Origin of the sequence: Nostoc sp. (assembly GCF_036917415.1) — a bacterium.
Taxonomy (GTDB): Bacteria; Cyanobacteriota; Cyanobacteriia; order Cyanobacteriales; family Nostocaceae; genus Nostoc.
The window spans coordinates 54,712-81,532 of record NZ_JBALDJ010000036.1 but is presented as its reverse complement, the minus strand read 5'-3'; the positions used below and the strand labels follow the sequence as shown (position 1 = coordinate 81,532).

Sequence of the window (26,821 nt, the reverse complement as noted above, 5' to 3'; positions counted from 1 at the left end):
CAGTATATGGTTTCTGTTTTGGCGGCGGCTCTCCCTAACTCAACTCTCTCATAGAATCCATTTGTCAATAGGGTTTGAGACGCGCTAACCCTGAGGTAAATAATTCGCTTCCAGATACCTTTGCAGCCAGAGCAAAGCGATTACAAAACCAAATTTGGAATGACTTTGAACACAGTCATATCAGTGGGGTACAAGTATTACGAGAACTAAACCGACAGCGAGGGGGAAGTTCAAGAGCGGCAGCCCCAGTGGTATTTGCTAGTAGTCTTGACGCACGAGACAAGGAAACTTTTACCCAAGGTCGAGTAGCCGATCCGATTTTTGCTTGCATTCAAACTCCCCAAGTTTGGCTGGATCATTCAGTAATGGAGAATGATGGGGCTTGCGTTCTCTTTTGGGATGCAGTAGAAGAACTGTTTCCTGAAGGTCTTTTGGACGATATGTTTAATGCTTACCAATCTCTGCTATCTCGTCTAGCTTTAGAAGAATCAGCTTGGCAACAAACATCTTTCCAGATGTTACCACCCAGCCAGTTAGCAGAAAGAATAGAGGTAAACGCCACTCAGGCATCTGTACCTCAAGGGATGCTACACACATTGTTCGCCGATCAGGTATCAAAGCGTTTAGAATCTCTGGCAGTAATTTCTAGCGATCGCATCCTTTCCTACAGTGAATTGTATACCCGCTCGAATCAAGTAGGTCGATGGCTGCGACAATTGGGGGCACGTCCCAATGTTTTGGTAGCAGTAGTCATGGAAAAAGGTTGGGAACAAGTAGTAGGGGTATTAGGATTTCTGCAATCCGGTGCCGCCTATCTACCAATTAATCCTTCGTTACCCAAAGAACGTCTTTGGTATCTGTTGGCACAAAGTGAAGTAGGATTAGTGCTAACTCAATCCTGGCTCGACGAATCTCTAGAGTGGCCTATAAACGTCAAACGGCTTTGTATAGATAGGGACGCCGATTTTGCGACAATTTCACCAGCACCTTTGGAAATAATTCAGAAACCAGAGGATTTGGCATATGTCATCTTCACTTCTGGTTCTACTGGACTACCGAAGGGGGTGATGATTGACCATCGGGGTGCAGTCAATACAATTTGTGATATCAACCAACGCTTTCATGTTGTTCCTGATGACCGAGTACTAGCACTGTCAGCTTTAAATTTTGATCTATCAGTCTATGATATATTTGGGACTTTGGCTGCTGGTGCTGCCATTGTGATTCCAGACGCTACAAGTATTCGTGACCCCGGCCACTGGGCTGAATGGTTGGCGCGAGAAAAAGTAACGATTTGGAATTCAGTTCCAGCACTGATGCAAATGTACATTGAGTATGCATCACCACACGCAAATACCTACTTGTTATTTGCGTGTGGTGATGTTGAGTGGGGATTGGATACCTGTAAGTTTGCCTGACCAGATCAAAAGCTTGATTCAAGGGGTTGAAGTATTTAGCCTGGGTGGTGCTACTGAAGCTTCTATTTGGTCAATCATTTACCCGATTAAATCTGTAGACTCTTCATGGACTAGTATTCCTTACGGTCGGCCAATGATCAATCAAAACTTTTATGTTTTGAACCAGGTGATGGAACCTTGTCCAATGTGGGTGACAGGAGACCTTTATATTGGTGGTATTGGTTTGGCTTGGGGCTATTGGCAAGATGAAGAAAAAACCCAAGCTAGGTTTATCAAGCACCCTCGTACTGGTGAGCGTTTATATCGTACAGGAGATTTAGGACGCTATCTGCCTAATGGTAATATTGAATTTCTAGGGCGGGAAGACTTCCAGGTTAAAGTTCAAGGCTACCGGATTGAGTTAGGAGAAATCGAAACAGCCTTGGAACAGCATCCGGCAGTATGCCAAGCAATAGTATCAGTAGTGGGCGATCGCGGTAATAAACGTTTGGTAGCATATATTGTCCCCACCACGATTCCAGATCGAGTACCGTTAAAAACTACGTGTCGGGCAGAATTTGGCGATAACCACATAGTAGAATTAACTACAGAGGATATTTCTAGATGCGGTATTTGCCTGATCGGAGTGCCAGAATCTTTGCAGCGTGGTCAATTGGTAAGCTTGTACTTCCAGCTACCAGGAAGCAATAACGAAAGATGTCTGGAGGCGCGAGTCGCTTGGCGTCAGTGGGAGAAAGCTGGGTTGCAATTTGTACTCACACCCAGCGAACAAATTTTGCTCCAGCAAAGCATCAAATACCTGTTGGAAATGCAAGGTATTTTGAAAGATATACATGGCAGATTAACTGGGAAATTGCGTAGTTTTTTGAGTAAAAAGCTACCCGATTACATGGTACCTTCTAGCTTCACGATCCTAAATTCTTTGCCTCTCACACTCAATGGGAAAGTGGATCGCCAAGCGCTTCCTACCCCCGACCAAAAACCTATTGACCAAGGCGAAAAAGCTGCCGTTTCACCCCGCACTACCCTCGAATTACAACTGGTGCAGATTTGGGAAAAGCTGTTAAATATTCACCCCATCGGCGTAACCGACAACTTTTTTGAACTTGGAGGTAATTCTCTGCTGGCAGTTCGTTTGATCTCTCGCATCCAAAAACTTTACGGACGGGAACTTCCCCTGTCGGCGCTTCTGCAAAGTCGCACCATCGAAAATTTAGCAAATGTTTTAGGTAGTATTAATCTTCAGTTACCTCAGAGTCCCTTAGTTAATCTACAAGCGGGGATTGCTGATAAATTACCTTTCTTTTGCGTGCATCCCGTAGGTGGGAATATCCTTTGCTATATGGATTTGTCTCGGTGTCTAGGTACTGAGCAACCCTTTTATGGACTGCAAGCAGTTGGTTTGACTGGGGAAAAAGAACCTTTTTCCACAATTCCAGAAATGGCTGCTCACTATATTGCAGCTATACAAGAAATTCAACCGAATGGGCCCTATTTGTTATGCGGTTGGTCAATGGGAGGAGTAGTGGCGTTTGAAATGGCATACCAGATGCAACAACAAGGACAAGAAGTGGCGTTACTAGCTTTAATTGACTCTCTAGCACCCGTCCATACACCAAAATTTGATGATGCAAGGCTGTTAACTTGGTTTCTAAGAGACCTCAGTGGTGGAGCAAATACTCTGACGAAGTTGGAAAAGTGTCTCCGACAGCTTGAACCAGACAAGCAATTACATTTGATTTTAGAAGAGGCTAAACAAGCAAATTTGATATCTCCAGATATGGAGTTTGAGCAGATGCGACGCTTGGTGAAGGTGTTTTCTGCCAATATGCTAGCAATGGCTGATTACGTACCACCGACCTACCCAGATCAAGTTACTTTAATTCGTGCTAGTGTTAATTCGATTTTCGAGCCGCAATATTCTAGCGATGAGACATTAGGTTGGAACAAGTTTACTCAAAAACCTATAATTGTCTGTCGCGTTCCTGGTAATCATTTCACTATGTTTGCTAAACCCCAGGTAGATGTTTTGACAGAAAAGTTGAAATTTTTTATCCAAGATGTTGTTGGTCATTAGTCCTGCTATCCCTAAGTTCCAAGACTTACAGCCAGAATAATTTCCCTTTTTTTCGATTAGTTAATTGTAGAGATTGTAGATACGTTGTTACCCGAACGTGTTCACCGTATTAATCCCATATTTGTGAAAAAACCTGTATCAAAGTTTCTTTCTAAAAAGCCAATGCACAGAGGTACTTTACAACAAGTAGAAGCTCCAAAAATTCACATCAGTAATCAGCTTTATTGCTTCTCAAATTGCAGCGAAAGCACTAGAAGACTCTTTAACTGTTGACAATAGCGAACGAAAAAAGCAGGGTTTGAGAAAACATTAAAATTGCCTTTTCCACATTCTGTGAAAAGTCAGTTATGTCTACAAGTAAACTTACGTATGAAACAGTTAAATTCTTCAGAACCATACAAATATACAGAAGCAGATGAGGAGCCTAAGACTAAAGGTAAGAAGAAATCACGTCTGCTGATTCCAGTATTGCTGCTGATTGCTACTGCTAGTTTAGTATACTGGTACTTTTCATTACCGAAAGTTCAGAAAGTAATTGGGGTCAGCGGTCGCATTGAGGGCTATGAGACTAATGTTGGTGCGAAAGTAACAGGTCGGGTCAATTTTGTTGCCGTGCGTGAGGGTGATAGCGTCCGTAAGGGTCAGTTAATCGTCCTCGTATTGCTTTAGTATACGAAGGAAAAATTCAACAAATTGGATATTTAGAAGAATTGCGCTCCAGCCTGGGTTTGTACCGTTTTGAAGTTCGCACTCCTGACTTGGAAGCAGCCGAAGCAGCTTTGCTGGAATTGCCACCCCGAATTGAACAAATTCACTTTAGTACTGGAATTCCTGCAAAACAGATTGTTGATGTCCAAACCTTTGGCGATCGCCTTGATGTGCTAGTAAAAGATGTCAAAGCTGGAGAAGTTGAGATTCGGGAAATTCTAACATCTCGCCAAATGGAACTTACCTCAATTCAAGAAGTTGAAACTACTCTAGAAAATATCTTTTTTGGGTATTACTGTGGAAGCAGTTAAGAGTCGCCTCTACAGAGCAAGAAATATCTTGAAAACAAGGCTAAACTCACCAGAATAAGCAGGCATCTGCTTTCAATGCTTCTTCTCTCAAGATAGAGGCATTTTCATTCCAACGATCGCATTTTAGTTTGAGCATCCCTGTTTCATTCTCTACACCCACTTATTCACGGTCAGTAGACCGAAAACTTCTGCGTTAGCGTTCGCGAAGCGTCTCGTAGAGAAGGTATCACTCTGCAATCAAGAGCTGTGAAACTGATTATTGTCTAAAAAACCGTATTAATTAATACATTTTATCGACACTCGTTAAGAAATTTCTGATAAGTAAAACTAACCAAAAAGGTAAGCGTAACTTTTCCACTAGAACGAAAATGTGTTTGTAATTAGTTTGATTGAACAAAAAGGTCTACGGGCTATGACTCTTATCTAGTCTGCTTTATAACTTCTTTGTCACCCGTTCAGATTTTTGAGTTTGACTTGTGAGAAATTCGGGGTAAACTTCCCGTTTCTAAATTTGTTAACAAATGTAAAGTGTTGAATCCTTTTGTGGTGTCTGCGTCTCCTATCAGGGGAAGGCAAACAAGGCTCTTCCTCATTACATCACAGCAAAAGGAACATCAATATGATTTACCGTAAAAATCTATATACTTGGGAACAAGGGCTTCGGATAACAATAGGCATTGCACTGGTGGTTGGTGGACTTTTTTCTAATCTTGCTCCAATTCCAAAAAGTGCGATCGCAATTAGTGGTTGCTTTACGGGAATTACAGGTTTGTTCGGCTTTTGTCCGGCATGTGCTTTAGTGGGGAAAAAGTTGAAAGATGACGAAAACTTGAAAGGCTAATCTACCGATCGTTGATATAGAAAAATTATAAGTTGGGTTTCATTCTTCAACCCAACTTATCTGACATCTGACTTTGTGGTTATGACTCCAAAGAAAAACGTACTGCGCTACGCAAACGAGGTATTTGCCCTCAATGGCCAAAACGAGTTTGGAAAACTAGGAAAAACAGAGGAAGACCCATCAAAATTTCTGTTCCTAGATTTCAGGGAACTCCAAAAAATAAATTATTCCAATTTCTGAACTCAACACAACTTGATAACTTCAATCGCAACGAATCATAGTTTTGAAACTCACACTGGCAATAATGAAACATGGGCTGAAGCCACCTTCCATCCTTCGGTAAACTTGTACCAAGTCTGGCTTTGTCGCCCGAAATGCTCTACACCATTGATGATTCGGCAAAATTCTAAAGTTACTGTTGCTGCATCTTTCCCAAAGGTTACAACCTTGAGATTCGAGATTTCTCGCTCTATTTTTGGGTTTGGTCGATTCTGACGAAAGTTACGAATTTCATCGCCGCCATAGAGGTTTTCTGTGATGCCAAACCGCACTACTTCGGGCGCATCCCAAAACAAGCTGTCCATCACTTCTAAATTGTTATCACAAAGAGCTTCTTCATACTTGAGGTACAAATCAGTTACTTCAGCGACAACAGCAGGGTCATTTATAGTAGTCATTGTTTTTACCAATTTTTGGTGTTATGGCTAGATTATGCACTCTTTCAAATAGCCAGAGCTATTTTTCTTTTAAGCTCCTTATAAATTTCCGAATTAGGTGGGGTTCAATGATAAAACTTCCACCACCTGCTACAGCGTTTAATCCACCTGCAATAAAAGCAGTACTAAACAGAAGTAAGTTATGGAAAAGTGTTAAAGATGGTGGCATTATTTACGAATTATTAATTTGGGAATATCATTTGGAGAATGGGCAATAAAGTCAGCACCATGAGCTTTTAATTCTTCCTCAGTTCCATAGCCATAGGTGACACCAATTGAGGCGATTTGATGGCGCTTGGCTCCAATGATGTCATGTGAGCGATCGCCTACCATCACCACAGTAGATGGAGAAAGTTTTTCTATTGATAAAATATGGTGAATTAAGTCACCTTTTATGCTCCGCGTTCCGTCAAGTTCGCTACCATAAACACCATCAAAAAGCAACGATAAGCCAAAATGTTCAATAATTTGCGTTGCATAAATATATGGTTTAGAAGTCGCGACAAAAGTTTTATAACCAGCAAAACGAATGGCTTTTAGGATTGCTGAAATTTGGGGATAAAGTGAGTTTTCAAATAATCCAATTGTGGCAAAACGACGACGATAAAGTGAAATAGCCTGTTGAATTACTGTGCCATCTAAGGTATTGAGTAATTGCGAAAAGCTATCTTTCAGTGGTGGGCCAATACACCAATTTAATTCATCAGCATTCGGTGGTTTGTAACCGAGTTCAGTGAGCGCATAGTGAATGCAACCAGTGATACCAGGTTTAGGATCTGTCAAAGTCCCGTCAAGATCGAAAAGGATAGCGGAGAAAGGCATATCTTAATTCCTAATTCAACCCCTAATTTTGAGCGATTTCACAAAGCCTTCTGCACTAAGTAAGGCGATGCCCAATGTGACAACACCAATCCCTACACTCTGAATCACATTTAAAGTTTCGCTAATGCTTATCCATGCAACTAGCGCCGTCAATGCTGGACTGCTAGAGCCGATTATGGAAGCAGTAGAAGCGCCAACCATCCGAATCCCCACATTGTTTAATGTGTGTCCGAGAAAGCTGACAAGACCTGAAAATATGCTGCCAATCCATAGGGGTGTCCAATCAAGTTGGCCGCTCTTAGCTGGCCAAAAAAGTAAGCTAACACCGGAAAGCAGTAAAGTGGAGGCAAAACTGATCCAGGTAAAGGGAATTGGATGGAATTTTTCTAAACATTTTTGAGCAATGATGCAATAAAAGGCATAAACGATCCCAGCGCCAAAACTAGCGAAAATACCGATCGCAATGGTATGACTGCTGTAGGTAGCAGAAGATTGAGGAATGGTGAGAGCGCTTCCCACTAGAATAATACCCATCACCAGCCAACGGAACAATGTGGGGCGATCGCCAAAAAACCTCCATGACAGCAGCGCTGTAAATACGGGGTAGGTGAAGAAGAGGGTCAAGGCAATGCCTGTGGGAATCAAGCCAATAGCAATGTAGAGTGAGGCAATATACACAAACATCAATACCCCACAGCCAAAAGCTTGAATCAGAACATCCCTACGATTGCGGGTGAACAAGTTTTGGAGTTCTGTCCAAGCAGATGGATATAGCTTGAATGATAGAGATGCCATGAGTGGAACCACCAGCAGCATTCGCATGAACATCAGCAAGAAGGAATTCTGCAAATCCGGTTTAACGTATCCACCGAGTAAAAATAAACCTAGTACGAGATGTTCTGAAAACAAAACTCGGACAGTAACGTTGTGAAACGTCAAAACAAAGGAGGATAGAAGAACCGTTAGGATGCCCAACACGATAAAAAGTTTTCTTAGAGACGACTTGATTGTATTGTTAAAACCACTGGAATAACAAACCAGATGAAGTTTGAGGAAATCAAAGCCGTCACTTCAAAAACACTGCCAGTTGTTCAATCAAAACTATGCCAAGGAACCGACGCCCACAGATTCAGGAGCAGGTACTACTTTTGAGGCGAGTCCCTATTACGCAGTCACCGCCTGACGTCGGTTGTACTCAGAAGCATCTCCTTTGATAGCCTCACTTTGTTTACCATCGATGCCAACTGGGAGATCGCCGACAATTGTGACTCGTTGAACGTGGCGGGGCTGGTCGCCGTAATCTGCGATCGCATAATGTTGATAGGACTTACGCAAAAACCCTTTCAAACTCTCATTTCTCCGTGACCTCTGCGTCCTCTGTGGTTCGTTTTCCGTTACCTGTGCGTAAGTCCTAGTTGAGTAGCTCGGTTGTCCCAAAAAGCTACGTCACCAACTTGCCAACGCCACCGGACTGTGTTCTCAGGACGTGTAATGTACGCTTGCAATAGCCGCAGAATGTCATCTGATTCAGTTGTTGATAAACCACGGAACTGGCGCACAAATCCGCCGATGAATAGCCCACGCTCCCCAGATTCGGGATGGATGCGTACAACTGGGTGCAGAGTCTCGTATACAGTCGAGGTGAAGACAGCCCGGTAAGCCTTGGCATCTTCAGGTAGGTCGAATCCAGTTGCATAGTCGAAGGCATTACTATGTACTGCCCAAAGTTGACCCGCTAGATTACGTAGATGAATAGGTAAGTCTTGGTATGCAGTTACTGAGTTTGCCCAGATTGTATCGCCACCAGTTGGCGGAATGTCAAGCGCTTGTAAGATAGAGCCGAGAGGAGGACGGTCTACAAATGTTACATCAGTATGCCAGCTATTGGCGCGGGAAGTGGTACGCCCATAATTCAGGTCTAAGACTTCTGGATTTTCTGACAGCGATGGTACAGTTGGGTGGGCTGTAGTGACTTCACCAAAACGACGGGCGAAGGCGACCTGTCCATCAGCATCGAGTTGTTGCTGACCACGGAAAAAGATGACTTTGTATTTGACTAGAGTCTTGCGAATATCGCTGATGATGTCATCGCTGAGATTAGAACTCAGATTAACACCGATGATTTCAGCACCGATACGTCCTGCAACTGGTTTGATGTCAAAGTATTGAGAACCCATGTTTTTATCTCCAAGAAGTTTATATTTTTACAACAGTAGAGACGCGATTCATCGCGTCTCTACTGTTAAACACCAGGGGTAGATCCGCCATCAACGATAATCTCTGTTCCTGTAATTGATGCAGCTAGATCAGACACCAAAAATAACGCCAGCGCGGCAATTTCTTCTGGCTGGGCGATTCTTTTTAAAGGAATACTTTGGATGTTTTGTGCCTTTACTTGCTCGACGGTGATGCCTTGCGCTTGGGCATTTTGCCGAGCTAAAGTCTCGGCACGCTCAGTAGCTGTAGCACCAGGGGAAATAGCGTTAATGCGAATCTTGTACTCGGCTAGCTCTTTAGAAATGCCCTTTGTGAAATTCAGCAAAGCAGCATTGCTTGTACCACCAGCTAGGAAGTTAGGGCGAGGTGTCCGTCCTGCACCGCCGACTATATTGACAATCCGCCCATCACCGCGACTTTTTTGATGGGGAACCACGGCTCTAACTAAGCGGATATAGCCCAATAATTTTAAGTTCCAAGCATCCAAAAATAAATCATCAGTGGATTCTAGGAAAGATCCAGCACGGGCTGATCCAGCATTATTAATCAAGATATCAATCTGATTAAATTGGGACAATGTTGTGGAGACAACTTTCTCAACATCCTCTGCTTTCGTTAAATCAGCGCTGATGGCAATAACTTTAGCGCCAGGAGTTGGTAGGGACTGGATGGCAGCTAGTGCATTTTCTAGTCTTTCTTGATTGCGGGCTGCGATCACAACATTCACACCCTCACTATAGAGTGCTTTGGCAGTAGCTAAACCAATTCCCGCGCTTCCTCCGGTGACGATCGCTGTTTTACCTGATAGTTTTAGTTCTAAGCTCATACAAACTTACCCTCAAAAATGTAATTTACTTGCGAACCAATAATATTGCTGATTGAGAGCCTGTATTGTGGATATCCAAGATGGCTTGATTTTCCCCAGAAGTGCAGCCCAGAAGTATTTTGATTTCTGTATCCCGTTTTTCCAAGTCAACACTACAAATGACGGCGGTAACTTTTTTACTAGACAAACTACCTATCCAGACATCAATATTAGCTCCATCTCCAGAGCGAGTATTTTCCAAGTATCCATAGTCCAGAGGATAAACAAAGGATGGATAACGTGGATGTGATGTCCCTTTTGGGCGATCTATCTTGAGATTATTAATGGCTACAAGCCGATCTAGTTTGAACCAGAAGTCAGTACTATCCCTCATACAATCTGCTATTGCTCAATTTGAAATGTGCAACACAGCTTTGCCAGGAAAACGCCTATCGAGTAGTTGTTGGGCCACGTCAGCTATTTGTGTCCAAGAAGCTTCTAAATCAATGTGAGGATGTAACTCATCTGCTTCAACTAGACTCAAAAGCCGTTTTAGACCGACTGCTGCTGATTCAAATCTCAATTCATCAAATAGACGTAAGCCATACAAGCTGACGCTACCAGTCCCAAAAAATTGAGCTGCGTTGAATGTCACTTCAGCTCCCCCAGATACTCCATACAGCACAGTTTTTCCATCCTGTGCCAGTAAGCCAAGGGCTATCCCCAAAGTCTTGCCACCTACTGACTCTACAATTAGATCGTAGGGCCCATACTCGCTGGCGGGTGAGAGGTCTTCGCCAATCACCACCGATTGCGCTCCTGCTTCTCTAACTAGAGTTTCATAGCCAGCTTGACGAATATGTGCCACAACTTGCGCTCCTGACAGTTGCGCCAATTGGATAGCGAAGTAACCAACACCTCCTGATGCACCTGTAACCAGAACTGTTCGACCCAAAAGCGAACCACCTTTTAACACTGCATGGTATGCAGTTAAACCTGCTACAGGCAGTGTGGCGGCTTGAGCAAAAGATACCGATGACGGCACTACTGCTAAGGCGTTAGTAGGAACAGACACGAGTTCAGCCCAAGCACCGGCGCGGCGCAAGCCAACTACACGTGCCCCTTGGGGAGGCCCAGAACCATCAGCGGCGGGAATTTCCACTACACCTGCTAAGTCCCAACCAGGCTGCCAACCAGCCTCAGCAGTGGTTGAACGTTTTATCTCTCCCCGATTGAGGGAAATTGCCGCTACCCGCACTAGAGCTTCATCTGGGGCAGGCTTTGGTGCAGTCACTTCACTCAGTGCCAAACGCCCTGGCACATTGGGATCAACAATCACAGCACGTATTTTGCTCATAAGGTTGCCCTGGCTTAGAGATTAATTTCTAGTTCGTTGGTTCGCAATCGTTATACCTGCAATAAATAATCTCGATAGATTAGCTATTTATTCTTAACTGCAAATCTTTGCAACTAGGTTAACGAAATTTAATATACAACGATATCTTGATATATTTACAGTATTTTGGGTTAGTAATAAAGAAAATTATCACAAACAACCAGAATAATCAAGCACCTGTGAAAATATTTGTTTCATCTATTGCTGCATTGTCAGCTAGTCGTGTCAACCTGCTAGCTTACTCTATGACCAGCCTTCTGTCGGGCATTTATGGATTTTGCTATGCAGTATGGGAAAATTTAAAATTAATAATTTTTATCTCTTTTATCTGATAAAAATCAAGCTTTATTTTCGGATAAGTATTTTAACCATCACTGCATTATTAGTTACTAATATGCTAGTAAAAAGTCAGCAAGATGTATTATCAAATATCCTATTGGAAATATCTCAAATTAGCACTTTGGTAGTAAAAATTCCCGGATAATCGATTGAGTCTGTAATTTCTCAACTGCAGGACTATTTGCAACAACAGGTGGGTGTGATGATTGCGTTAATTGTGACGGCAGGTATTTGCGATCGCACTGACATCGATCGCATGTTGGCAAAAGATATCATCACAGAAGCAAAAGCAAAGGTTGGTGAAGCAAAAATAAAATCGGCTGAACCGACAGAAACTTAATCAGTGAGCGTAGGTCTAGCTCATTGTAGACATCGCTTTGCCCAAACGATAACGGAAAAAATTAGCTCTCCATAACCCTTTTTCTCTCGTTCGGCTGATTAATTTTTCTGGCGACCCCACCATAATAAACAGATATAAAATAGCCAAAAGAAAAACTCGTGACTGAAGAATTAAAGAAAGGCGATCGGGTAAAGTGGAATACATCACAGGGTGAAACTACTGGCAAAGTAGAAAAAAAATTAATTTCGCCCATAGATATAAGTGGACATCATGTTGCTGCCTCAAAGGATAATCCACAATATCTAGTGAAAAGCGACAAAACTGGCAAAGAAGCTGCTCATAAATTTGATGCTCTTGAAAAAATTGAAGACTAATATAGCCTTATGAGTAAAGATATCAAATCAGTAATAGATGAGTTTTATTCTTCAGTCAACATGACACCAAAAGAACTAGCATCCTGGCTAGAAACAGAAGAATCTCAATCTGTTGGACAAAAGAAAAATGACGATGAATCAATTGGACACAAATCAGGTAAGCAGATCATCGGTTTGCTGAAAAAGAAAAAAGATACTTATACAGATGATGATTTATCACAGATGAAAAAAGTCGTTAGTTACATTCATCGCCATTTAGCGCAGCAGCCTGAAGGCGATGTTGAACATACACGTTGGCGCTACTCACTAAAAAATTGGGGACACGACCCGATTAAAAGTTGAGAGTTAAAGTGTAGTCTTGGAAAGCTTCGCCTCCAGTTAAAAGTCGTTTTAATTTTTCACAAAGAAAAGGGTGTGGGGTTGCAGGTTTGGGTGTGGGTTGTAGAAATAAAAAATTTTAGTTCTGGGTCTGAAGCCCAGTAAAAAAAGATGTATAACGAGTGGCGCAGCGTGAGAAATACAGCGTCATTGCTTCAATCTCACGTTTAAAAACGTGGGTTCCCTACACCCTACACCCTCTGAACTCTTCACTCTTGACAATATGTATCAGCAGATGTCTGAAAAATAGCTAACGAACCGTTCCCCGCAGGGCTTCAGTATCAATTGGTTTGATCAGGTAAATTAACAGCAGATTCCAAACAATTGCTGCAATCAAAGGTAGTTTGCGAATTAGCTTCACCAATTTCGGACTAGAACTGCCTTCAATTTCTGCAATTTTTAAGTTATAATCAGCACAGCATTGTAGACGTGAGAAAAACTTGGGATGTTCGGTATTCAATATTACAGGAAAAGCCCGTCCTGCGGTTTCATTGGTGTTGCGGACAACTTGGATATCAAATTCTGTGGCATCAAGTCCCAATGATTTGTAGAATCCGGAACGTTCATGAACTGTCAGGGTGTGAGTAGCAAATACTGATAGCAAAAAAAAGCGACTCCACAGCCTAGATTTCCAGGTGTTCCAAAGTTGCGGTTGAGAACGCAATAATGCTTTAAATATGTCCCCGTGGCGGTTTTCGTCCTGACACCAACTCTCAAAGTAGCGGAATATGGGGTAAAACTGGTTTTCCGGGTGCTTTTCTAGATGCCTGAAAATAATAATGTAACGCCAGTAGCCGATTTTTTCTGAGAGGTAAACGGTGTAAAGTACCCATTCAATCGGGAAAAATGTATAAGTGCGGGTTTTAGTAACAGTGCTTAAATCAAGGGAGAGTTTAAAATCGGCCATTGCTTTGTTGAGAAATCCGGCGTGGCGGGCTTCATCACGCGCCATCATTTGAAATATTTCCGCTAGCACTGGACTACGATTTTTTAGCTTGCGGGATAATTCCTTGAATAGCAAGAAGCCGGAAAACTCAGAAATGCAAGAGCGTTCCAAATACTCTATAAATGCCTGCCTTGCTTCACCGCCAATGTGTTCCCAAGACTGCTCAAACGCTTCATCGCGAACAAAATGGTGGCGGTTGTAGTCTGTCCGCATTTCTGTCAACATCGCCTGCAACTCCGTTTCTTGAGCAGACAAATCCAGCTTGGCTGCGGTTTCAAAATCTGTAGTGTAAAACCGGGGGGTGAGTACAGTTTCTTTGCTGGGGGTTTTAATTTCTGACTTCGGTAGGGTGTTAACCATGAGTAATGAGGCGATCGAGTCAATAGTTACATAACTATCAAGTTATGACAAATGCAATTATTTTGCTAGGTCTCTTTACAATCCTTCAGTAAAGTCGGCAGGCAGGGATTTCCAATAAGTAAGTGGGCAGAATAAAACAGAACTGTGTGAAGAAAAGTAAATAAGACTCAAACCCTTTTTCACCCTCGTCTGACTGAGCGTTCACGCCGAAGTCTTGCTGCCCTGAATATGGGACGGGTGGAAGCGATCGCAGCAATTCATGTAGAATTTAGGGATTTCCAAGAAATAAATTATCCCAAAAAACGAACCACAGAGACGCAGAGAACACACAGAGAGGAGAGATTAAGAGGATTTTTGCGTCAGTTTTGGAATATTTTTTTATTTGGAAGTCCTTTACGAGATGAGATTTGCGCAGCGTTAGAGCTTCAACAAGCCACTGGAGCGAACAGAAGGCAAAGAAAGACGTAACCGCATGATTCCAAAAGGGCGGGTGTTTGAAGAGGGTGTAAATTTTTCCGCAGTTTGGGGGAATAGCCTATTGGCTTTTAATTGATCGCGATCGCACCGTTGAACAGTTAGCTAGGGTGTGAAGTACTCCTAACTATTTATCCTATCTAAATTCTTGCCCTCTGATATCAAGTCTGGTTAATCACTTATGATTACCGGATCTGTGCAAAAATCGGAAAAGTCTCTTTCCCCCAGCTAAGAGCTCCCAGCAAGAACTGCGGTCTAAATGATAAGTCTTTCACCGGACTTGATATGACTTGAAAGTATGGATAGCAGGGCGTTGAGCCAGTGCTGAGTCAAAATACCAATCCCCAGTCATTCTTTCATTCAAGGCTTTTGAAACTTGTTTTATACTGTCTTCTTCATCGCAGTAATTCCTCAACTTGATGTTGGCTCCACAAAGTTCTGTATAAACCCTGTTGTTTTAAAAGTTCTAAGTGATTTCCGACCTGCACAATTTTTCCCTTTTCCATTACTAAAATTCGGTCAGCTGCCGCTGCCGCTGATAATTGGTGCGTAATAAAAATTACTGTTTTACGTTCAGTACCACTGGAGAGATTTTTGAGGATTTGCGTGGCTGTTTGATTATCCACACTAGAGAGAGCGTCATCCAAAATTAACACTGGAGCATTGACCAACATTGCTCGAGCCAAAGCAGTACGTTGCCGTTGACCGCCAGAAAGATTAATACCGCGTTCACCAACAATAGTTTCATATTGCTGCGGAAAATTCTGGATTTCTGATTCAATTTGGGCAAGTTTAGCGACAGATTCTACCTGCTGTTGTTCGCTAATTGGATCGCCGTAGCGAATATTATTTTTGATTGTAGTGCTAAATAGAAAGCTATCTTGAGGAACGTAGGCGATCGCACCTCGTAAAGAAGTCAAAGCGATTTTAGTAATATCTAGCCCATCTAAAAACAATTGTCCTGATTCAATATCCAACAAGCGCGGTAAAGCATTGGCCAAAGTAGATTTCCCCGAACCAATTGCCCCAACAATCGCTACAGTTTCTCCAGGAGCAATGGTAAAGTTAACATTTGCTAAAGCTGGAGTAGTGGAACCAGGGTAATTGTAGGTGAGATTTTTTGCTGTCAGTTCGCCTTTAAGTTCAGCCACTGGTAAATGTATGGCATTGGCTGCATCTTTAATTCTTGGTGTGACCGAGAGAATAGATTCAAGCCTATCGATACTAACTTCACCGCGTTGGTAGGCAGTAATTGTGAATCCTAAAAGGGCAGTGGGAAAAACCAGGCGCTCTACATAAATTAACAGTGCTAAAAAATCGCCAACCTGAAGCGTTCCAGCAGACATCCGTGCCGACCCTAGCCAGATGATTACTAGTGAACTGATATTAGCTAGCCCGCCAATTAGCGGAAACAGTGTATTGCGGAGTTTTGCCAATTCCAGGTTAGCAGTCAATAGCTGCTGATTTTTCTTGGAGAAGGCTCGACGCTCGTTTGCTTCTTGAGCATAGATTTTAATTAAGGCAATGCCACTGATATCCTCTTGGATGAGTTCGCTGATGTCAGAGAGTTGCTCTTGGACTGCTGCTTGTTGTTTGCGTAAGCGATCGCTAAACAGACTCACCAATAAGAGCATAAAAGGGTACACTGCTAGGGCGGCTAGGGTGAGATCCACACTAATTGCCAGCATTACTGGCAGTGTCAGGGCGTAAGCAAACACCGTATTTGCCAAACTCAAGACCGCAAAACCCAATAACCGCTTGATATTGTCCACATCACTAGTAGCCCGACTAATCAAATCGCCAGCAGTATTACTGGCAAAATAAGCAGGCTCCAGCTTCAGTAAGTGTTCAAAAATCCGTTGTTTCAGGTCAAATTCCACCTGACGTCCCACCCCAAATAGCCAAATGCGTGATGCCATCCGCATTAGCCACATCGCCGAACTGAGCAAGACAATTACTACTACATAATGTAGTATTTGGTTCCAGCTGAAGGTTGTCGAGAGTTTGTCAACACCAGCACGAATCAACCAAGGAATATAAACACCCAGTGCATTGACAGACAACAAAGCAAGAATGCCCAAGGAAGCTTCCCGCCAATGGGGTCGTAGGTAAGCACTGAGTTTAGCGATTCGTCGAGATTTTGCCATTAAAGCAATTGTGCAACTTTATCATCTAGATTAACTGCTAGTCCCAGAAGGCAGCTATGCAGAGGAAATACCACTTGTTATAAATTTAGCTTTTGTTAACCTCTTTTAAGTGGATAGTTATTGCCGTTCGTTACTAGAAGTCCACCACAGCAACTTTAATGAAGAAATAAGTTCGTAGTAAGGACTTTAGTCCTTGGATTGAGCGCTCAAGCGCTTACTACGAACCCAGTAAAGTTCTCTTGCCTGATTACCGCTGAACACGCAAGAACCTATAAATTTCAACGAGATAACTTTCCCAAGTTCTTGTCGTCAATTGCAACGTTTCCGAATTTGGTACAAAGTCTTCAAGTCGTAAACCGCGTGTGCGAATCTCTTGAGGACTTCCTTGTAACAGGTAGGGAGGTACTCTCAAATTATAAGAAAGAATGCTATCCCCCGTCACATCTGAGATGTTCGCTGTGGTGGGTTGCCCCAATGCCACCAGTGTCCCAGATGTTGGTGCAGCAGTTGCTACATATCTTTCACCTGTCATTGCTAGTGGCGCTCTATAAAGGAAATAGGCGACTGCTGGTGTACTTGCTAACAGCAAAATAGTCAGTGCCCAACCAATCAAGTATCCTCCTGGTTTGTCTATTCCACCTCCTTTGATTTTCTGAGCGGCAATCATCATCAGTAAAACAGAGGCTCCTAGAGGCTTGAGTGGAAAAGATAGCATCCTCCACAACGACGCCACAGCAGGTTCATTGGGGTTAAGAAATGATAGGGCTACGATTACCAAGATAACGACTAAGATTAATCGCCCGACAAAACTTCCAGAGGGATAAAATCGCTGGAACAGAGAATAAACGATAGTGCCAATCAGCAGCCACAGCAGTACCCGGCTTAATAATAGAAACATAGACTAACTCTCAAATTTTCTGGTGCAGTGAGCCAGTGTGGTGGAGAGGCAGTCCGTTTCGATTGGGGTTGCCCCCAGAAAAGACTGCCATGCATGGTTTCCCTGCATAAAACAACTGGCGACTTCTTACTGATAGCGACGTTAGAAGCGTCACCCGTAAGGCTCAACCTAGAGGTTTCGGGAAATGGATTTATTTTATTGTCAAATTGTAATCGTACTGTTTGACTTAAAATTTCTCAAACCTCACACCCAAAGACTACCGTCGTAGTGATTTTAGTGCAATTTTTTGACACTGCGTCTATTATTTATAATTTTCCAGAAGAGTAATATGGCACCGATAAACTAAATTAATTAAGTAATCGACTTAAAAGGAAAAACTATGTCGCCTGAAAAGCCTACTATTCTGGTAACGGGAGGAGCTGGATATATTGGTTCCCATACAGTGCTTGCTTTGAAGAAAGCGGGTTATAGCGTTGTCATACTTGATAATCTGGTCTATGGACATCGCGATTTAGTAGAAAAGGTTTTACAGGTAGAACTGATAATTGGGGACACAAGCGATCGCGCCTTGCTCGATCATCTATTTAAAACCCACGATATTGCTGCGGTGATGCATTTTTCTGCTTATGCCTACGTAGGAGAATCTGTTACCGATCCAGCCAAATATTACCGCAATAACGTCCTTGGTACTTTGACCCTGTTAGAAGCGATGCTGACAGCATCTGTAAAGAAATTTGTCTTTTCTTCTACCTGTGCCACCTACGGGGTACCGCAATTCGTGCCGATTCCCGAAACCCATCCCCAAAATCCGATTAATCCTTATGGCGCTACAAAGCTGATGGTAGAAAGGATTCTCTCTGATTTTGATGTCGCTTACAGTTTGCAATCAGTGCGTTTTCGCTATTTCAATGCGGCTGGTGCTAATCCCAATGGCTTACTGGGCGAGGATCACAACCCAGAAACCCATTTAATTCCTTTGGTGCTAATGACAGCTTTAGGCAAACGAGAATCCATCTCAATTTTCGGCATTGATTACCCCACACCCGATGGTACGTGTATTCGAGATTATATTCACGTTAACGACTTAGCAGATGCCCATATTTTGGGATTGGAATATTTATTAAAAGGTGGCGATAGCGAAGTTTTTAATTTGAGCAATGGCAGCGGCTTCTCCGTTAGAGAAGTCATTGCCGCAGTCGAAGACGTGACAGGAATTTCGATACCAGTAGAAGAACGCGATCGCCGTCCTGGCGATCCCCCAATTCTGATTGGCACCAGTGACAAAGCCAGAACAATCTTAGGTTGGCAACCTCAGTATCCATCCATCAAAGATATCGTCGCTCATGCGTGGCAGTGGCATCAGAAGCGACATAAATAAGGGAATGGGGGGGCATTCGGTATGGAAAAGAGACAAAGTAGACAAAGAAGAAGGGGGAAACAAAGGAGAGAGTTTCAATAATTCCTCCTTGTCCCCCTTGCCTCCCCTGCCTCCCCTGCCCCCCTGCCCCTCTACTTCTTCCCTATTCCCCACCCCTCCTCATACTTTGCATGACGACAACTAAGATGCCAATAAATCCGAGAATTGGCAGTGCGATCGCCCAAGTTGGTAATTGTTGAGATTCACCCTCTACTAAATCACCATTGACATTTCGCAGGTTTCGTGTGTTTTGTGTAGACCCGCCTCCTGCCACAGTTACTTCAAATTTGAATTCAAAGGGTTTGAATCTTGCCCCAGAAACAGGTTTTCCATTTAGTTGCAACTCATAAATACCTGGCTTAGGAAAGGTAATATCTGCACCTGGAATGCCTTGATAGCGTTCAGCAGCCACAGGTTCTAACTGTGGTTCTAACAGCGGTGGCTCTCCGGCTGCATAAGGTTCGGCATAAACAGCCAACTGACAATTACACTGTGACAGAGGAATAACCTTTCCACCTCTACGGGTAAGTGCAAACCAGGCTTGGCTTGGTTCTCCAGCACGGGGATTATCATTTGGTTCAATGTGGAGAGTGCCGCCAACATCTCCAGCTACTTCCACTTTATGAGCAAAAGCAGGGTAAAGATTAGTTATTGATATAACTAAGCAACTGAGGAATAATAAATACTTTATTGTTCCTTGATTCTTCCAGAAAATGCCTTTGAGGGGGTAACGCCTCTGTTTTTGACTCGTTGGAGTGGAGCCAGAAAATAAGGATGATTTACCGCGATTTGGTTGGGGGAACATAAAACTTTTCTACGGCTAACTTTGACCAAAAAAAGCGCGAACGCACTAGCAAGACACTGAGAGTAACAAATACCATCAGTACTGCCGCTAATTTATTTCCCCAAGTTGATTGCAAGGAACCCAGGTAATGGGAACCAATCAACACAGTATGAATGGCACTCAAGAGCAAGGCTGGCACACCCAATAGATGAATCTGTCGCCAACGCTTGCCCAAAGATTTTTGCAACGATTCCCAACTTGTAAAAGCGGCGGGGGACATTAATACCAATGCTACAGCACCCGCAGCCATCCCCCACTGAAATTCTGGCGGCAGAAAAGAAAAGGCGGCAAAATTCCATTGCAATGAGTGTTCTATCATGTGGAAGGTGTGAACCACAGAAAGCACAAAAGATCCCACACCCAAGCCGCGGCGGTAACGCAGTGGTGAAGCCCACAAGCCACTAATCGGACGCGCAATTAACGCCAAAATTAAGCAAATTAACGCCGCGTGTCCAGTGTAATCTACCATTGTGTCACCAGTCCGCAGCAAGGTGATAACGCCAATGGTGAGTGTTACCCAACCGCCTAATCGAAACAACTGACTGCGCCTGTCTTTACTTACCAAAGATGTGGAAACGCCCACACCTAGCATCGTGGGCAAGGTTCCCAAGCCAAAAGCCAGCATAGTAGCTGTACTCATCCATAAATTGCCAGTTTCAGCGGCTTTAATTTGGGCAGCATACAAAAAACCACAGGGCATTAAACCCCAAGTCATCCCCAAAAGCATTGGCGTCCACCATTTGGTTTTTAAGGAAAGCTTAACCATTCCTCTGCTGAGGCGATCGTGTAAACTACCTTGCAATAGGGGATGTAACACGGGAATACGCGGTAGTAAATCGGGTTTTACTTGTCCTAAGCCAAACCAAATCAACATCACACCAGTCAAAATTGCCATCCAGCGCCGGAAATCGCTGCCAATACCTGCTAGCTGTCCACCTTGCAGCAATACCGAACCTAGCGCCCCAATACCAGCACCGACTAGAGCATAGCTCAACATCCGCCCCAGGTTTAGCAGGATATGAAATTTTAATTGCTGTTGCCAAGTATCGGGTTTTTCTAAGGTTGATGTCCGTCCCAAGGAGAGTGTTTGTGGACTTTTTGGCTGATGAGACAGAGAAAATGCCACTGTTAGCGAACCACACATCCCAAAGCAGTGTCCAAAACTCCCCAGGAACCCCAGGATTGCGATCAGCAACAAATCTATCATAAAAAAATCCTGAGATTCTGAGTTATGAGTCCTGAGTGTCTAAATAAAGATGTTGAAGAAGTAATAAGAAATTTTTTCTTTTCTTTTTTACTCAGTACTCAACACTCCTCTAGTGCGGTACTTTAAGTGAAGTTGTGCTTTCTGTCAAAAGACAAAGCGTCAAACTTGATGTTTACAATAAATCCTATTCCTAAAGGTGGATATCTGCAATGCGGCTGTTAGGGACTTCCAAAAAAGAAAACATCCCCCTTTTTGACAAAAATTATCATTCTCAAAAAAAGGAGAAAACGGCAGCCGACGGCTGCCGCTTGCACAAAATCCAGCGTCTCTGGCTTGAGGACGATCGCATCGCATCTTGTAGAGCGGTAGCGAACTGGGCATAAGCTCCCATTCGCAGTTTTTGACCCTTTTTTTATCTCTTTTAGGACTTACGCATAGGTAACAGAAAACGAACCACAGAGGACGCAGAGGTCACGGAGAAATGAGAGTTTGAGAGGGTTTTTGCGTAAGTCCTATCTTTGTGAGAAATCCGGGATAATGCGGAATATTTCTTTGAGACCTCACCTCCTTCAGTTAGCGAAGTGATTCAGGAGTTGAAAAAATATGCTTCAAATCCAGCGGATTATCCGGGTGCTTCATTTGTCATGATCGCAGCATGGAGTAACCTATCAAAGGATTACACATCTATACTTTGTCAAATCCTCAATGATGAGAGTAATAACAGCCATGAAACCAAAAATAACTATCCAAGAACTATTTGTAGCGGCTTGCTTTCCAAGGTGTCTTTTTACCAAAAAAGTGGCGGAAGTTGTGAATCAAAACTTGGCGAAGTGTGATTTAAAGGTACATATTGCCGAAAATTATGACTTGCTTCTTCATTCCTTAAGCATTTTGATAAAAAATAATACAAAATAACTTTTTTCAGATATTTTATGTTTTTATTTCTTAATAATTACCACTAGCGATCGCTACATTGATAATGTTGTACCGAAAGCCAATAAACAAGTTGCAAAAATTCATCCAAAAACAAAGTTATCTACATATAGGGGTTTTTCTGGCAACTCTCTTGAGCATTATATTTTTCAGTTGGGTAGCACTCTCGCAGCAACCAGTTACCCTCAATATATTAATGACTGCACCGGATGCCGAACCTTGGAGGAAGGGTTTAATTAGAGACTTCGAGGCTGAGAACCCTGGTATTCGCATTAACCTAGTTGAAGGGCCCAATGCCACAAATTTGCTCGAAGACCTGTATACCTCATCTTTTATCTTGGGTGAATCCCCTTATGACCTGATCAATATGGATGTGATCTGGACATCCAAGTTTGCTGCTGCTGGATGGTTGCTACCCTTAGACGATCGCATTTCTCAAAAAGAGTTGGCAGCATTTTCATCACAGGATGTAGAAGGGGGACGTTACCAAAACAAGCTGTACCGCATTCCAGTGCGTTCCGACGTGGGAATGCTCTACTACCGGGAAGATTTAATTAAACAAGCAGGGTTGAAACCGCCAGAAACCTTTGATGATTTGATCCGAATTTCCCAAGTTTTGCAGAAGAAAAACCAGGTAAATTGGGGCTATCTTTGGCAAGGTCGTCAATATGAAGGACTTGTGGCGATGTTTGCGGAAGTCCTCGATGGCTTTGGTGGCTTCTGGGTTAATCCCAACACCCTCGAAGTTGGACTAGATCGACCAGAAACATTACGAGCCATTGAGTTTCTGCGTAGTACCGTTAAGCAGGGCGTTTCTCCTCCTGGAGTCACGACTTACCAGGAAGAAGATACCCGACGCTTGTTTCAAAGTGGTCAAGTAGCGTTTTTACGTAGTTGGCCCTATGCGTGGCCTTTAGCCCAGGCAGAAAATTCGCCAATCCGGGGCAAAATTGCGATTAAACCAATGGTTCATGCTCCTGGTAAGAGGGGAGCGGCTTGTCTAGGGGGCTGGGGTTTAGGGATTGCTAAATCTTCTCAACATCCTGAAGAAGCTTGGAAAGCAATTCAGTATTTTACCAGTCGGGAAGCACAGCGCCGATTCATTTTCAGTGCAGGCTATGTGCCAAGTCGCCGAGATTTGTTTACAGATCCAGAGATTGTTGCTAAATATCCCCACTATCCGCAGTTATTGCAGGTCGTGGGTAATGCAGTTTTACGTCCGCCGATCGCGCAATATGCTCAGACATCAGATATTTTGCAGCGTTATCTCAGCGCCGCGTTATCCGGTCGGATGAATTCTGAACAAGCAATGCAAGCTGCTGCTGCCGAAACACGCCGACTGCTGGGGGCAGGGAGCAGGGAGCAGGGGAAGCAGGGGAAGCAGGGGAAGCAGGGGAAGCAGGGGAAGAAAAAATAACTAATGGCTAATGACCAATGACCAATGACCAATGACAAATGACAAATGACAAATGACAAATTTACATACACTAAAAAGTCGAGAACAACAGACAGCCTGGATCTTACTAACACCCGCATTGCTGCTACTATTGTTTGTATTTGCCTACCCGATTTTACGAGCATTTTGGTTAAGCGTATTTACTAAAAATCTGGGAACAGAGCTACAACCTGTATTCTCTGGTTTAGAAAATTATATGCGGATGGCGGGGGATGGTCGTTTCTGGCAGAGTTTGTGGGCGACAACCGTGTTCACAACAGCATCAGTAATCTCAGAACTACTGCTAGGACTGGGGATTGCCTTAGTTCTCAATCAGGCGTTTTTTGGGCGGGGCATAGTGCGTACAACTGCAATTATCCCTTGGGCTTTGCCTACTGCTTTGATTGGTCTGGCGTGGTCTTGGATTTTTAACGACCAGTTTGGGGTTGTGAACGATATTTTGCGGCGGTTGGGGCTGATTAAAATTGGGATTAATTGGTTAGGAGATCCAACGCTGGCGATGATGGCAGTGGTTTTTGCTGATGTTTGGAAAACTACGCCGTTTATCAGTATCTTGTTGCTAGCTGGGTTGCAGTCGATATCAAAAGACCTCTATGAAGCTTACTCAGTCGATGGAGCAAGTGCTTGGCAAAGTTTCCGCAATATTACCCTGCCATTGCTGCTGCCGCAAATCTTAATTGCAGTGCTATTTCGGTTTGCTCAAGCTTTTGGAATTTTCGACTTGATTGCTGTGATGACTGGGGGTGGCCCTGGTGGCGCTACGGAAGTAGTGTCATTGTACATTTACTCCACGGTGATGCGCTACTTAGATTTTGGTTATGGAGCTGCCCTTGTAGTGGTGACATTTTTAATATTGATTGCGGCGGTGGCGATCGCTAGTTTCTTGCTTAACAAATACCGTGCCAAAACATCAGGAACCATTTAAGCCATGAGTGTAACTCCACAAGCAGTTCCAACGACTCCAAAACGAACAGGGGGAACCAAGTTTTCTCTGAAAAAAATCTTGCTGTTCATCATAGTTGTATTAATACTGCTATTTAGCCTCGCGCCAGCCTTATGGCAATTGCTGACCTCGTTTAAAGTGAATGACGATATTGCCGCCGTTCCTACTGTCTATTTCCCCACACGATTCACTTTCAATCATTACATTGAGTTATTCACCCGTCGCCCATTTTGGCGCTACATCTTCAACAGTGCCTTTGTATCGATTACTTCCACAGCTGTAGCTTTAGCGATCGGCGCACCTGCGGCTTATGCTCTCGCACGGTTACGCCCTTGGGGCGAACGAGTTATCCTCGCCAGCATTTTAATCGTCACCTTATTTCCTGGAATTCTGTTGTTCTTAGGATTGTTAGAAATTATCCAAGCGCTGAAATTGGGCAACAATTATCTCGCGCTGATTATACCCTATACTGCGATCAATTTGCCGCTGACAATTTTAGTACTTAAAAGCTTTTTTCAACAATTACCAAAGGATTTGGAAGATTCTGCTAGGGTCGATGGCTACAACACCTTTCAACTCCTATGGCAAATCGTGCTACCTATGACCCTTCCCGCCTTGGTGACTACTGGAATCCTCACCTTTATTTTTGCTTGGAATGAGTTTATTTTCGCTCTCACATTTATGACCCGTGAAGAGTTGAAAACGATTCCCGTTGCTGCTGCTCAGTTGGGTGGTGCGACAATATATGAAATTCCCTACGGCCCGATCGCTGCTGCTACTGTCATCGGGACGTTACCCTTGATTTTACTAGTTTTGTTTTTCCAGCGCCGGATTGTCCAAGGTCTTACCGCTGGTGCTGTCAAAGGGTGACATCTCTCCGTCCTAAAGGACGAAGCTTCTAAGAATCACTTCTTAGTCTTCCTAGTTACTCCCTTTCGACTGCGCTTTAACGCAGCCTTACGGGATTTCGACTTTGACCTAGACTGAGACTTCTCTTCCCCAGGCAAACCGTCTGCATAGGCGCTTTGGATTCCGACGTGTCCCGCCGTACTAATGAGAGTTATTCCTCTATTTCTAATGATTTGAATCAAAATGGCTAAACTCGAACTCAAAAACTTGAATAAAACCTACAGTTCTAAAGTCATCCCTGTCAAAGACGTTAGTTTAACTGTAGAAAACGATGAGTTTCTCACTTTACTTGGCCCTTCTGGCTGTGGTAAATCCACCGTCCTACGCATGATTGCGGGTCTTGAGGAACCGACTCGCGGTCAGATCGAGATTGGGGATGTAGATGTTACCTATAAACGAGCAGCCGATCGCAACATTGCAATGGTATTTCAAAGCTATGCACTCTATCCCCACATGACAGTGTACGAAAACCTCGCTTCTGGACTGAAGCTGAAAAAAGTACCACCTACAGAAATTAAACAGCGAGTAGCAGAAGTGGCAGAAGTTTTAGGATTAGCAGAGTTAATGAACCGCAAGCCTGGCCAAATGTCTGGAGGTCAACGGCAACGGGTTGCTGTCGGTCGGGCTTTGGTGCGTAATGCCGATGTCTACCTGCTGGATGAACCTTTAAGTAACCTGGATGCACTATTGCGGGAACGAGTCCGAGCCGATATCAAGCAAATTTTTGCTGCACAAAAAGTGCCAGTTGTCTACGTCACCCACGACCAAACAGAAGCGATGACGCTCTCCACGAAAGTTGCGTTGCTCAACGATGGCTATGTCCAACAACTTGACCCGCCTGACCGCATCTATAACCATCCAGCTAATCTATTTGTGGCTGGATTTGTTGGTAGTCCGCAAATGAATTTGCTGACTTTACCTTGTAAGGGACAATACGCGCTCCTGGGTAACTTCCAAGTGCTTCTCCCAGATATACCAACTGTACCACCGCAGATTGTTCTAGGAATCCGCCCAGAAGATGTCCGCATTGCTCAACCAGGTGATACCCAGACTATCCAAGGGCGAGTGTTTTTAGTGGAAAACTTGGGTATGCACTATTTGGTTAGTGTCAAGATTGAGGGTTCACAAACCGAAGCGATTACGGTACGTACTTTGTTGCCAATAGACCAAAATTGGAGTGACGAGAATATTACATTAGCATTGCCCCCTGAGGATATTCACTGGTTTGATGTGCAATCTGGCCATGCTCTTGTTAAAAGACAAATGTTAGGTGTCAGGAGCTAAAGCAAGAGACGCGATGAATTGCCGTCTCTACAATAATCACTGTCTGTTCGCTTATTTCGATCTGACTTTTTAAATTACTGACGACAGAATTGGTGTTTCAGCCTTTCCCAGAATACGGACAATAATCAGTCTTTCGTAGAAACGGCGATTTATCGCGTCTTTAGCTATCTAAAATTTTTATCAAAAAACCTTAACCGAACCCTATTGAAACCCTTCCTAGCGATCTTGGAAAGTGATGCTTAGGGATTTGCGCTACCTTAA

At 43.5% G+C, this 26,821-nt stretch carries 25 protein-coding genes and 1 pseudogene; 14 read left to right on the top strand and 12 right to left on the bottom strand.

Translation table 11 applies throughout. From position 1 onward, the window contains the following. Window positions 1-74: 74 nt before the first annotated feature. The 5 genes from V7K41_RS06940 to V7K41_RS06920 all read left to right on the top strand — a co-directional run bounded on the left by V7K41_RS06940 (window position 75) and on the right by V7K41_RS06920 (window position 5,355). Window positions 75-1,418, top strand: a complete 1,344-nt coding sequence (locus tag V7K41_RS06940; protein ID WP_334846713.1) for an AMP-binding protein — start codon at window positions 75-77, stop codon at window positions 1,416-1,418. Continuing rightward, window positions 1,336-3,495: a thioesterase domain-containing protein gene (locus tag V7K41_RS06935; RefSeq protein ID WP_334846712.1), complete on the top strand. Its 2,160-nt coding sequence runs from the start codon at window positions 1,336-1,338 to the stop codon at window positions 3,493-3,495. The genes V7K41_RS06940 and V7K41_RS06935 overlap by 83 nt, the downstream gene beginning before the upstream one ends. A gap of 369 nt (window positions 3,496-3,864) precedes the next feature. After that, the gene (locus V7K41_RS06930; RefSeq protein ID WP_334846710.1) at window positions 3,865-4,164 is read left to right on the top strand and encodes a hypothetical protein; all 300 of its coding nucleotides are present in this window, start codon (window positions 3,865-3,867) and stop codon (window positions 4,162-4,164) included. A gap of 41 nt (window positions 4,165-4,205) precedes the next feature. After that, the gene (locus tag V7K41_RS06925) at window positions 4,206-4,514 is read left to right on the top strand and encodes a hypothetical protein (RefSeq protein WP_334846708.1); all 309 of its coding nucleotides are present in this window, start codon (window positions 4,206-4,208) and stop codon (window positions 4,512-4,514) included. A 619-nt stretch (window positions 4,515-5,133) separates the two neighbouring features. Next, on the top strand, window positions 5,134-5,355 hold the full coding sequence (locus V7K41_RS06920; protein WP_334846707.1) for a YgaP family membrane protein: 222 nt from the start codon (window positions 5,134-5,136) through the stop codon (window positions 5,353-5,355). A gap of 290 nt (window positions 5,356-5,645) precedes the next feature. On the opposite strand, the gene hpxZ is transcribed toward V7K41_RS06920, so the two are convergent. The 7 genes and pseudogenes from hpxZ to V7K41_RS06885 all read right to left on the bottom strand — a co-directional run bounded on the left by hpxZ (window position 5,646) and on the right by V7K41_RS06885 (window position 11,272). Beyond that, window positions 5,646-6,032, bottom strand: a complete 387-nt coding sequence (gene hpxZ, locus V7K41_RS06915; RefSeq protein WP_334846705.1) for an oxalurate catabolism protein HpxZ — start codon at window positions 6,030-6,032, stop codon at window positions 5,646-5,648. A gap of 207 nt (window positions 6,033-6,239) precedes the next feature. Beyond that, window positions 6,240-6,893, bottom strand: a complete 654-nt coding sequence (locus V7K41_RS06910) for an HAD family hydrolase (protein ID WP_334846703.1) — start codon at window positions 6,891-6,893, stop codon at window positions 6,240-6,242. Between the two features lie 15 nt (window positions 6,894-6,908). Next, window positions 6,909-7,832, bottom strand: coding sequence for a DMT family transporter (locus V7K41_RS06905; protein ID WP_334846702.1), 924 nt, complete (start codon window positions 7,830-7,832; stop codon window positions 6,909-6,911). Between the two features lie 225 nt (window positions 7,833-8,057). Next, window positions 8,058-9,070: pseudogene (locus V7K41_RS06900) on the bottom strand (TauD/TfdA dioxygenase family protein). 65 nt (window positions 9,071-9,135) lie between these two features. Beyond that, window positions 9,136-9,936 (bottom strand): SDR family oxidoreductase, encoded by an 801-nt coding sequence (locus tag V7K41_RS06895; protein WP_334846701.1) that lies wholly within the window; start codon window positions 9,934-9,936, stop codon window positions 9,136-9,138. A 25-nt stretch (window positions 9,937-9,961) separates the two neighbouring features. Beyond that, complete coding sequence (locus V7K41_RS06890) at window positions 9,962-10,309, bottom strand: hypothetical protein (protein ID WP_334846699.1); 348 nt, start codon at window positions 10,307-10,309, stop codon at window positions 9,962-9,964. 15 nt (window positions 10,310-10,324) lie between these two features. Then, a complete protein-coding gene (locus tag V7K41_RS06885; RefSeq protein WP_334846697.1) occupies window positions 10,325-11,272 on the bottom strand; it encodes a zinc-binding dehydrogenase in 948 nt (315 codons plus the stop codon). A gap of 580 nt (window positions 11,273-11,852) precedes the next feature. On the opposite strand from V7K41_RS06885, the gene V7K41_RS06880 reads away from it, so the two are divergent. The 3 genes from V7K41_RS06880 (at window position 11,853) to V7K41_RS06870 (ending at window position 12,706) form a co-directional block, all read left to right on the top strand. Continuing rightward, window positions 11,853-11,990: a hypothetical protein gene (locus V7K41_RS06880; RefSeq protein ID WP_334846695.1), complete on the top strand. Its 138-nt coding sequence runs from the start codon at window positions 11,853-11,855 to the stop codon at window positions 11,988-11,990. A 158-nt stretch (window positions 11,991-12,148) separates the two neighbouring features. After that, window positions 12,149-12,364, top strand: coding sequence for a DUF2945 domain-containing protein (locus tag V7K41_RS06875; protein WP_334846694.1), 216 nt, complete (start codon window positions 12,149-12,151; stop codon window positions 12,362-12,364). A 9-nt stretch (window positions 12,365-12,373) separates the two neighbouring features. Then, a complete protein-coding gene (locus tag V7K41_RS06870; protein WP_334846692.1) occupies window positions 12,374-12,706 on the top strand; it encodes a DUF3140 domain-containing protein in 333 nt (110 codons plus the stop codon). Window positions 12,707-12,992: 286 nt separating this feature from the next. Here the strand turns inward: V7K41_RS06870 and acsF are convergent, their stop codons facing one another. The 3 genes from acsF to V7K41_RS06855 form a co-directional block, all read right to left on the bottom strand. After that, window positions 12,993-14,048 (bottom strand): magnesium-protoporphyrin IX monomethyl ester (oxidative) cyclase, encoded by a 1,056-nt coding sequence (acsF, locus tag V7K41_RS06865; RefSeq protein ID WP_334846691.1) that lies wholly within the window; start codon window positions 14,046-14,048, stop codon window positions 12,993-12,995. An 869-nt stretch (window positions 14,049-14,917) separates the two neighbouring features. Then, entirely contained in the window at window positions 14,918-16,669 is a 1,752-nt protein-coding gene (locus V7K41_RS06860) for an ABC transporter ATP-binding protein (RefSeq protein WP_334846689.1), read from the bottom strand. Between the two features lie 247 nt (window positions 16,670-16,916). Next, window positions 16,917-17,567: a hypothetical protein gene (locus V7K41_RS06855; protein WP_334846687.1), complete on the bottom strand. Its 651-nt coding sequence runs from the start codon at window positions 17,565-17,567 to the stop codon at window positions 16,917-16,919. A 379-nt stretch (window positions 17,568-17,946) separates the two neighbouring features. On the opposite strand from V7K41_RS06855, the gene galE reads away from it, so the two are divergent. Next, window positions 17,947-18,945, top strand: coding sequence for a UDP-glucose 4-epimerase GalE (gene galE / locus V7K41_RS06850; protein ID WP_334846685.1), 999 nt, complete (start codon window positions 17,947-17,949; stop codon window positions 18,943-18,945). 142 nt (window positions 18,946-19,087) lie between these two features. Here the strand turns inward: galE and V7K41_RS06845 are convergent, their stop codons facing one another. Continuing rightward, window positions 19,088-19,789, bottom strand: a complete 702-nt coding sequence (locus V7K41_RS06845; protein WP_334846682.1) for a hypothetical protein — start codon at window positions 19,787-19,789, stop codon at window positions 19,088-19,090. Next, on the bottom strand, window positions 19,764-21,035 hold the full coding sequence (locus tag V7K41_RS06840) for an urease accessory protein UreH domain-containing protein (RefSeq protein ID WP_334846681.1): 1,272 nt from the start codon (window positions 21,033-21,035) through the stop codon (window positions 19,764-19,766). Before V7K41_RS06840 ends, V7K41_RS06845 begins: the two co-directional genes overlap by 26 nt. A 581-nt stretch (window positions 21,036-21,616) precedes the next feature. Between V7K41_RS06840 and V7K41_RS06835 the strand changes: the two genes are divergently transcribed. The 5 genes from V7K41_RS06835 to V7K41_RS06815 all read left to right on the top strand — a co-directional run bounded on the left by V7K41_RS06835 (window position 21,617) and on the right by V7K41_RS06815 (window position 26,560). Beyond that, on the top strand, window positions 21,617-21,871 hold the full coding sequence (locus V7K41_RS06835; RefSeq protein ID WP_334846679.1) for a hypothetical protein: 255 nt from the start codon (window positions 21,617-21,619) through the stop codon (window positions 21,869-21,871). A 143-nt stretch (window positions 21,872-22,014) separates the two neighbouring features. Then, complete coding sequence (locus tag V7K41_RS06830; RefSeq protein ID WP_334846677.1) at window positions 22,015-23,385, top strand: ABC transporter substrate-binding protein; 1,371 nt, start codon at window positions 22,015-22,017, stop codon at window positions 23,383-23,385. A 52-nt stretch (window positions 23,386-23,437) separates the two neighbouring features. Beyond that, complete coding sequence (locus V7K41_RS06825; RefSeq protein ID WP_334846675.1) at window positions 23,438-24,349, top strand: carbohydrate ABC transporter permease; 912 nt, start codon at window positions 23,438-23,440, stop codon at window positions 24,347-24,349. Between the two features lie 3 nt (window positions 24,350-24,352). Continuing rightward, window positions 24,353-25,237, top strand: coding sequence for a carbohydrate ABC transporter permease (locus V7K41_RS06820; RefSeq protein WP_334846674.1), 885 nt, complete (start codon window positions 24,353-24,355; stop codon window positions 25,235-25,237). Window positions 25,238-25,459: 222 nt separating this feature from the next. Beyond that, a complete protein-coding gene (locus tag V7K41_RS06815) occupies window positions 25,460-26,560 on the top strand; it encodes an ABC transporter ATP-binding protein (RefSeq protein ID WP_334846672.1) in 1,101 nt (366 codons plus the stop codon). Window positions 26,561-26,821: the final 261 nt, after the last annotated feature.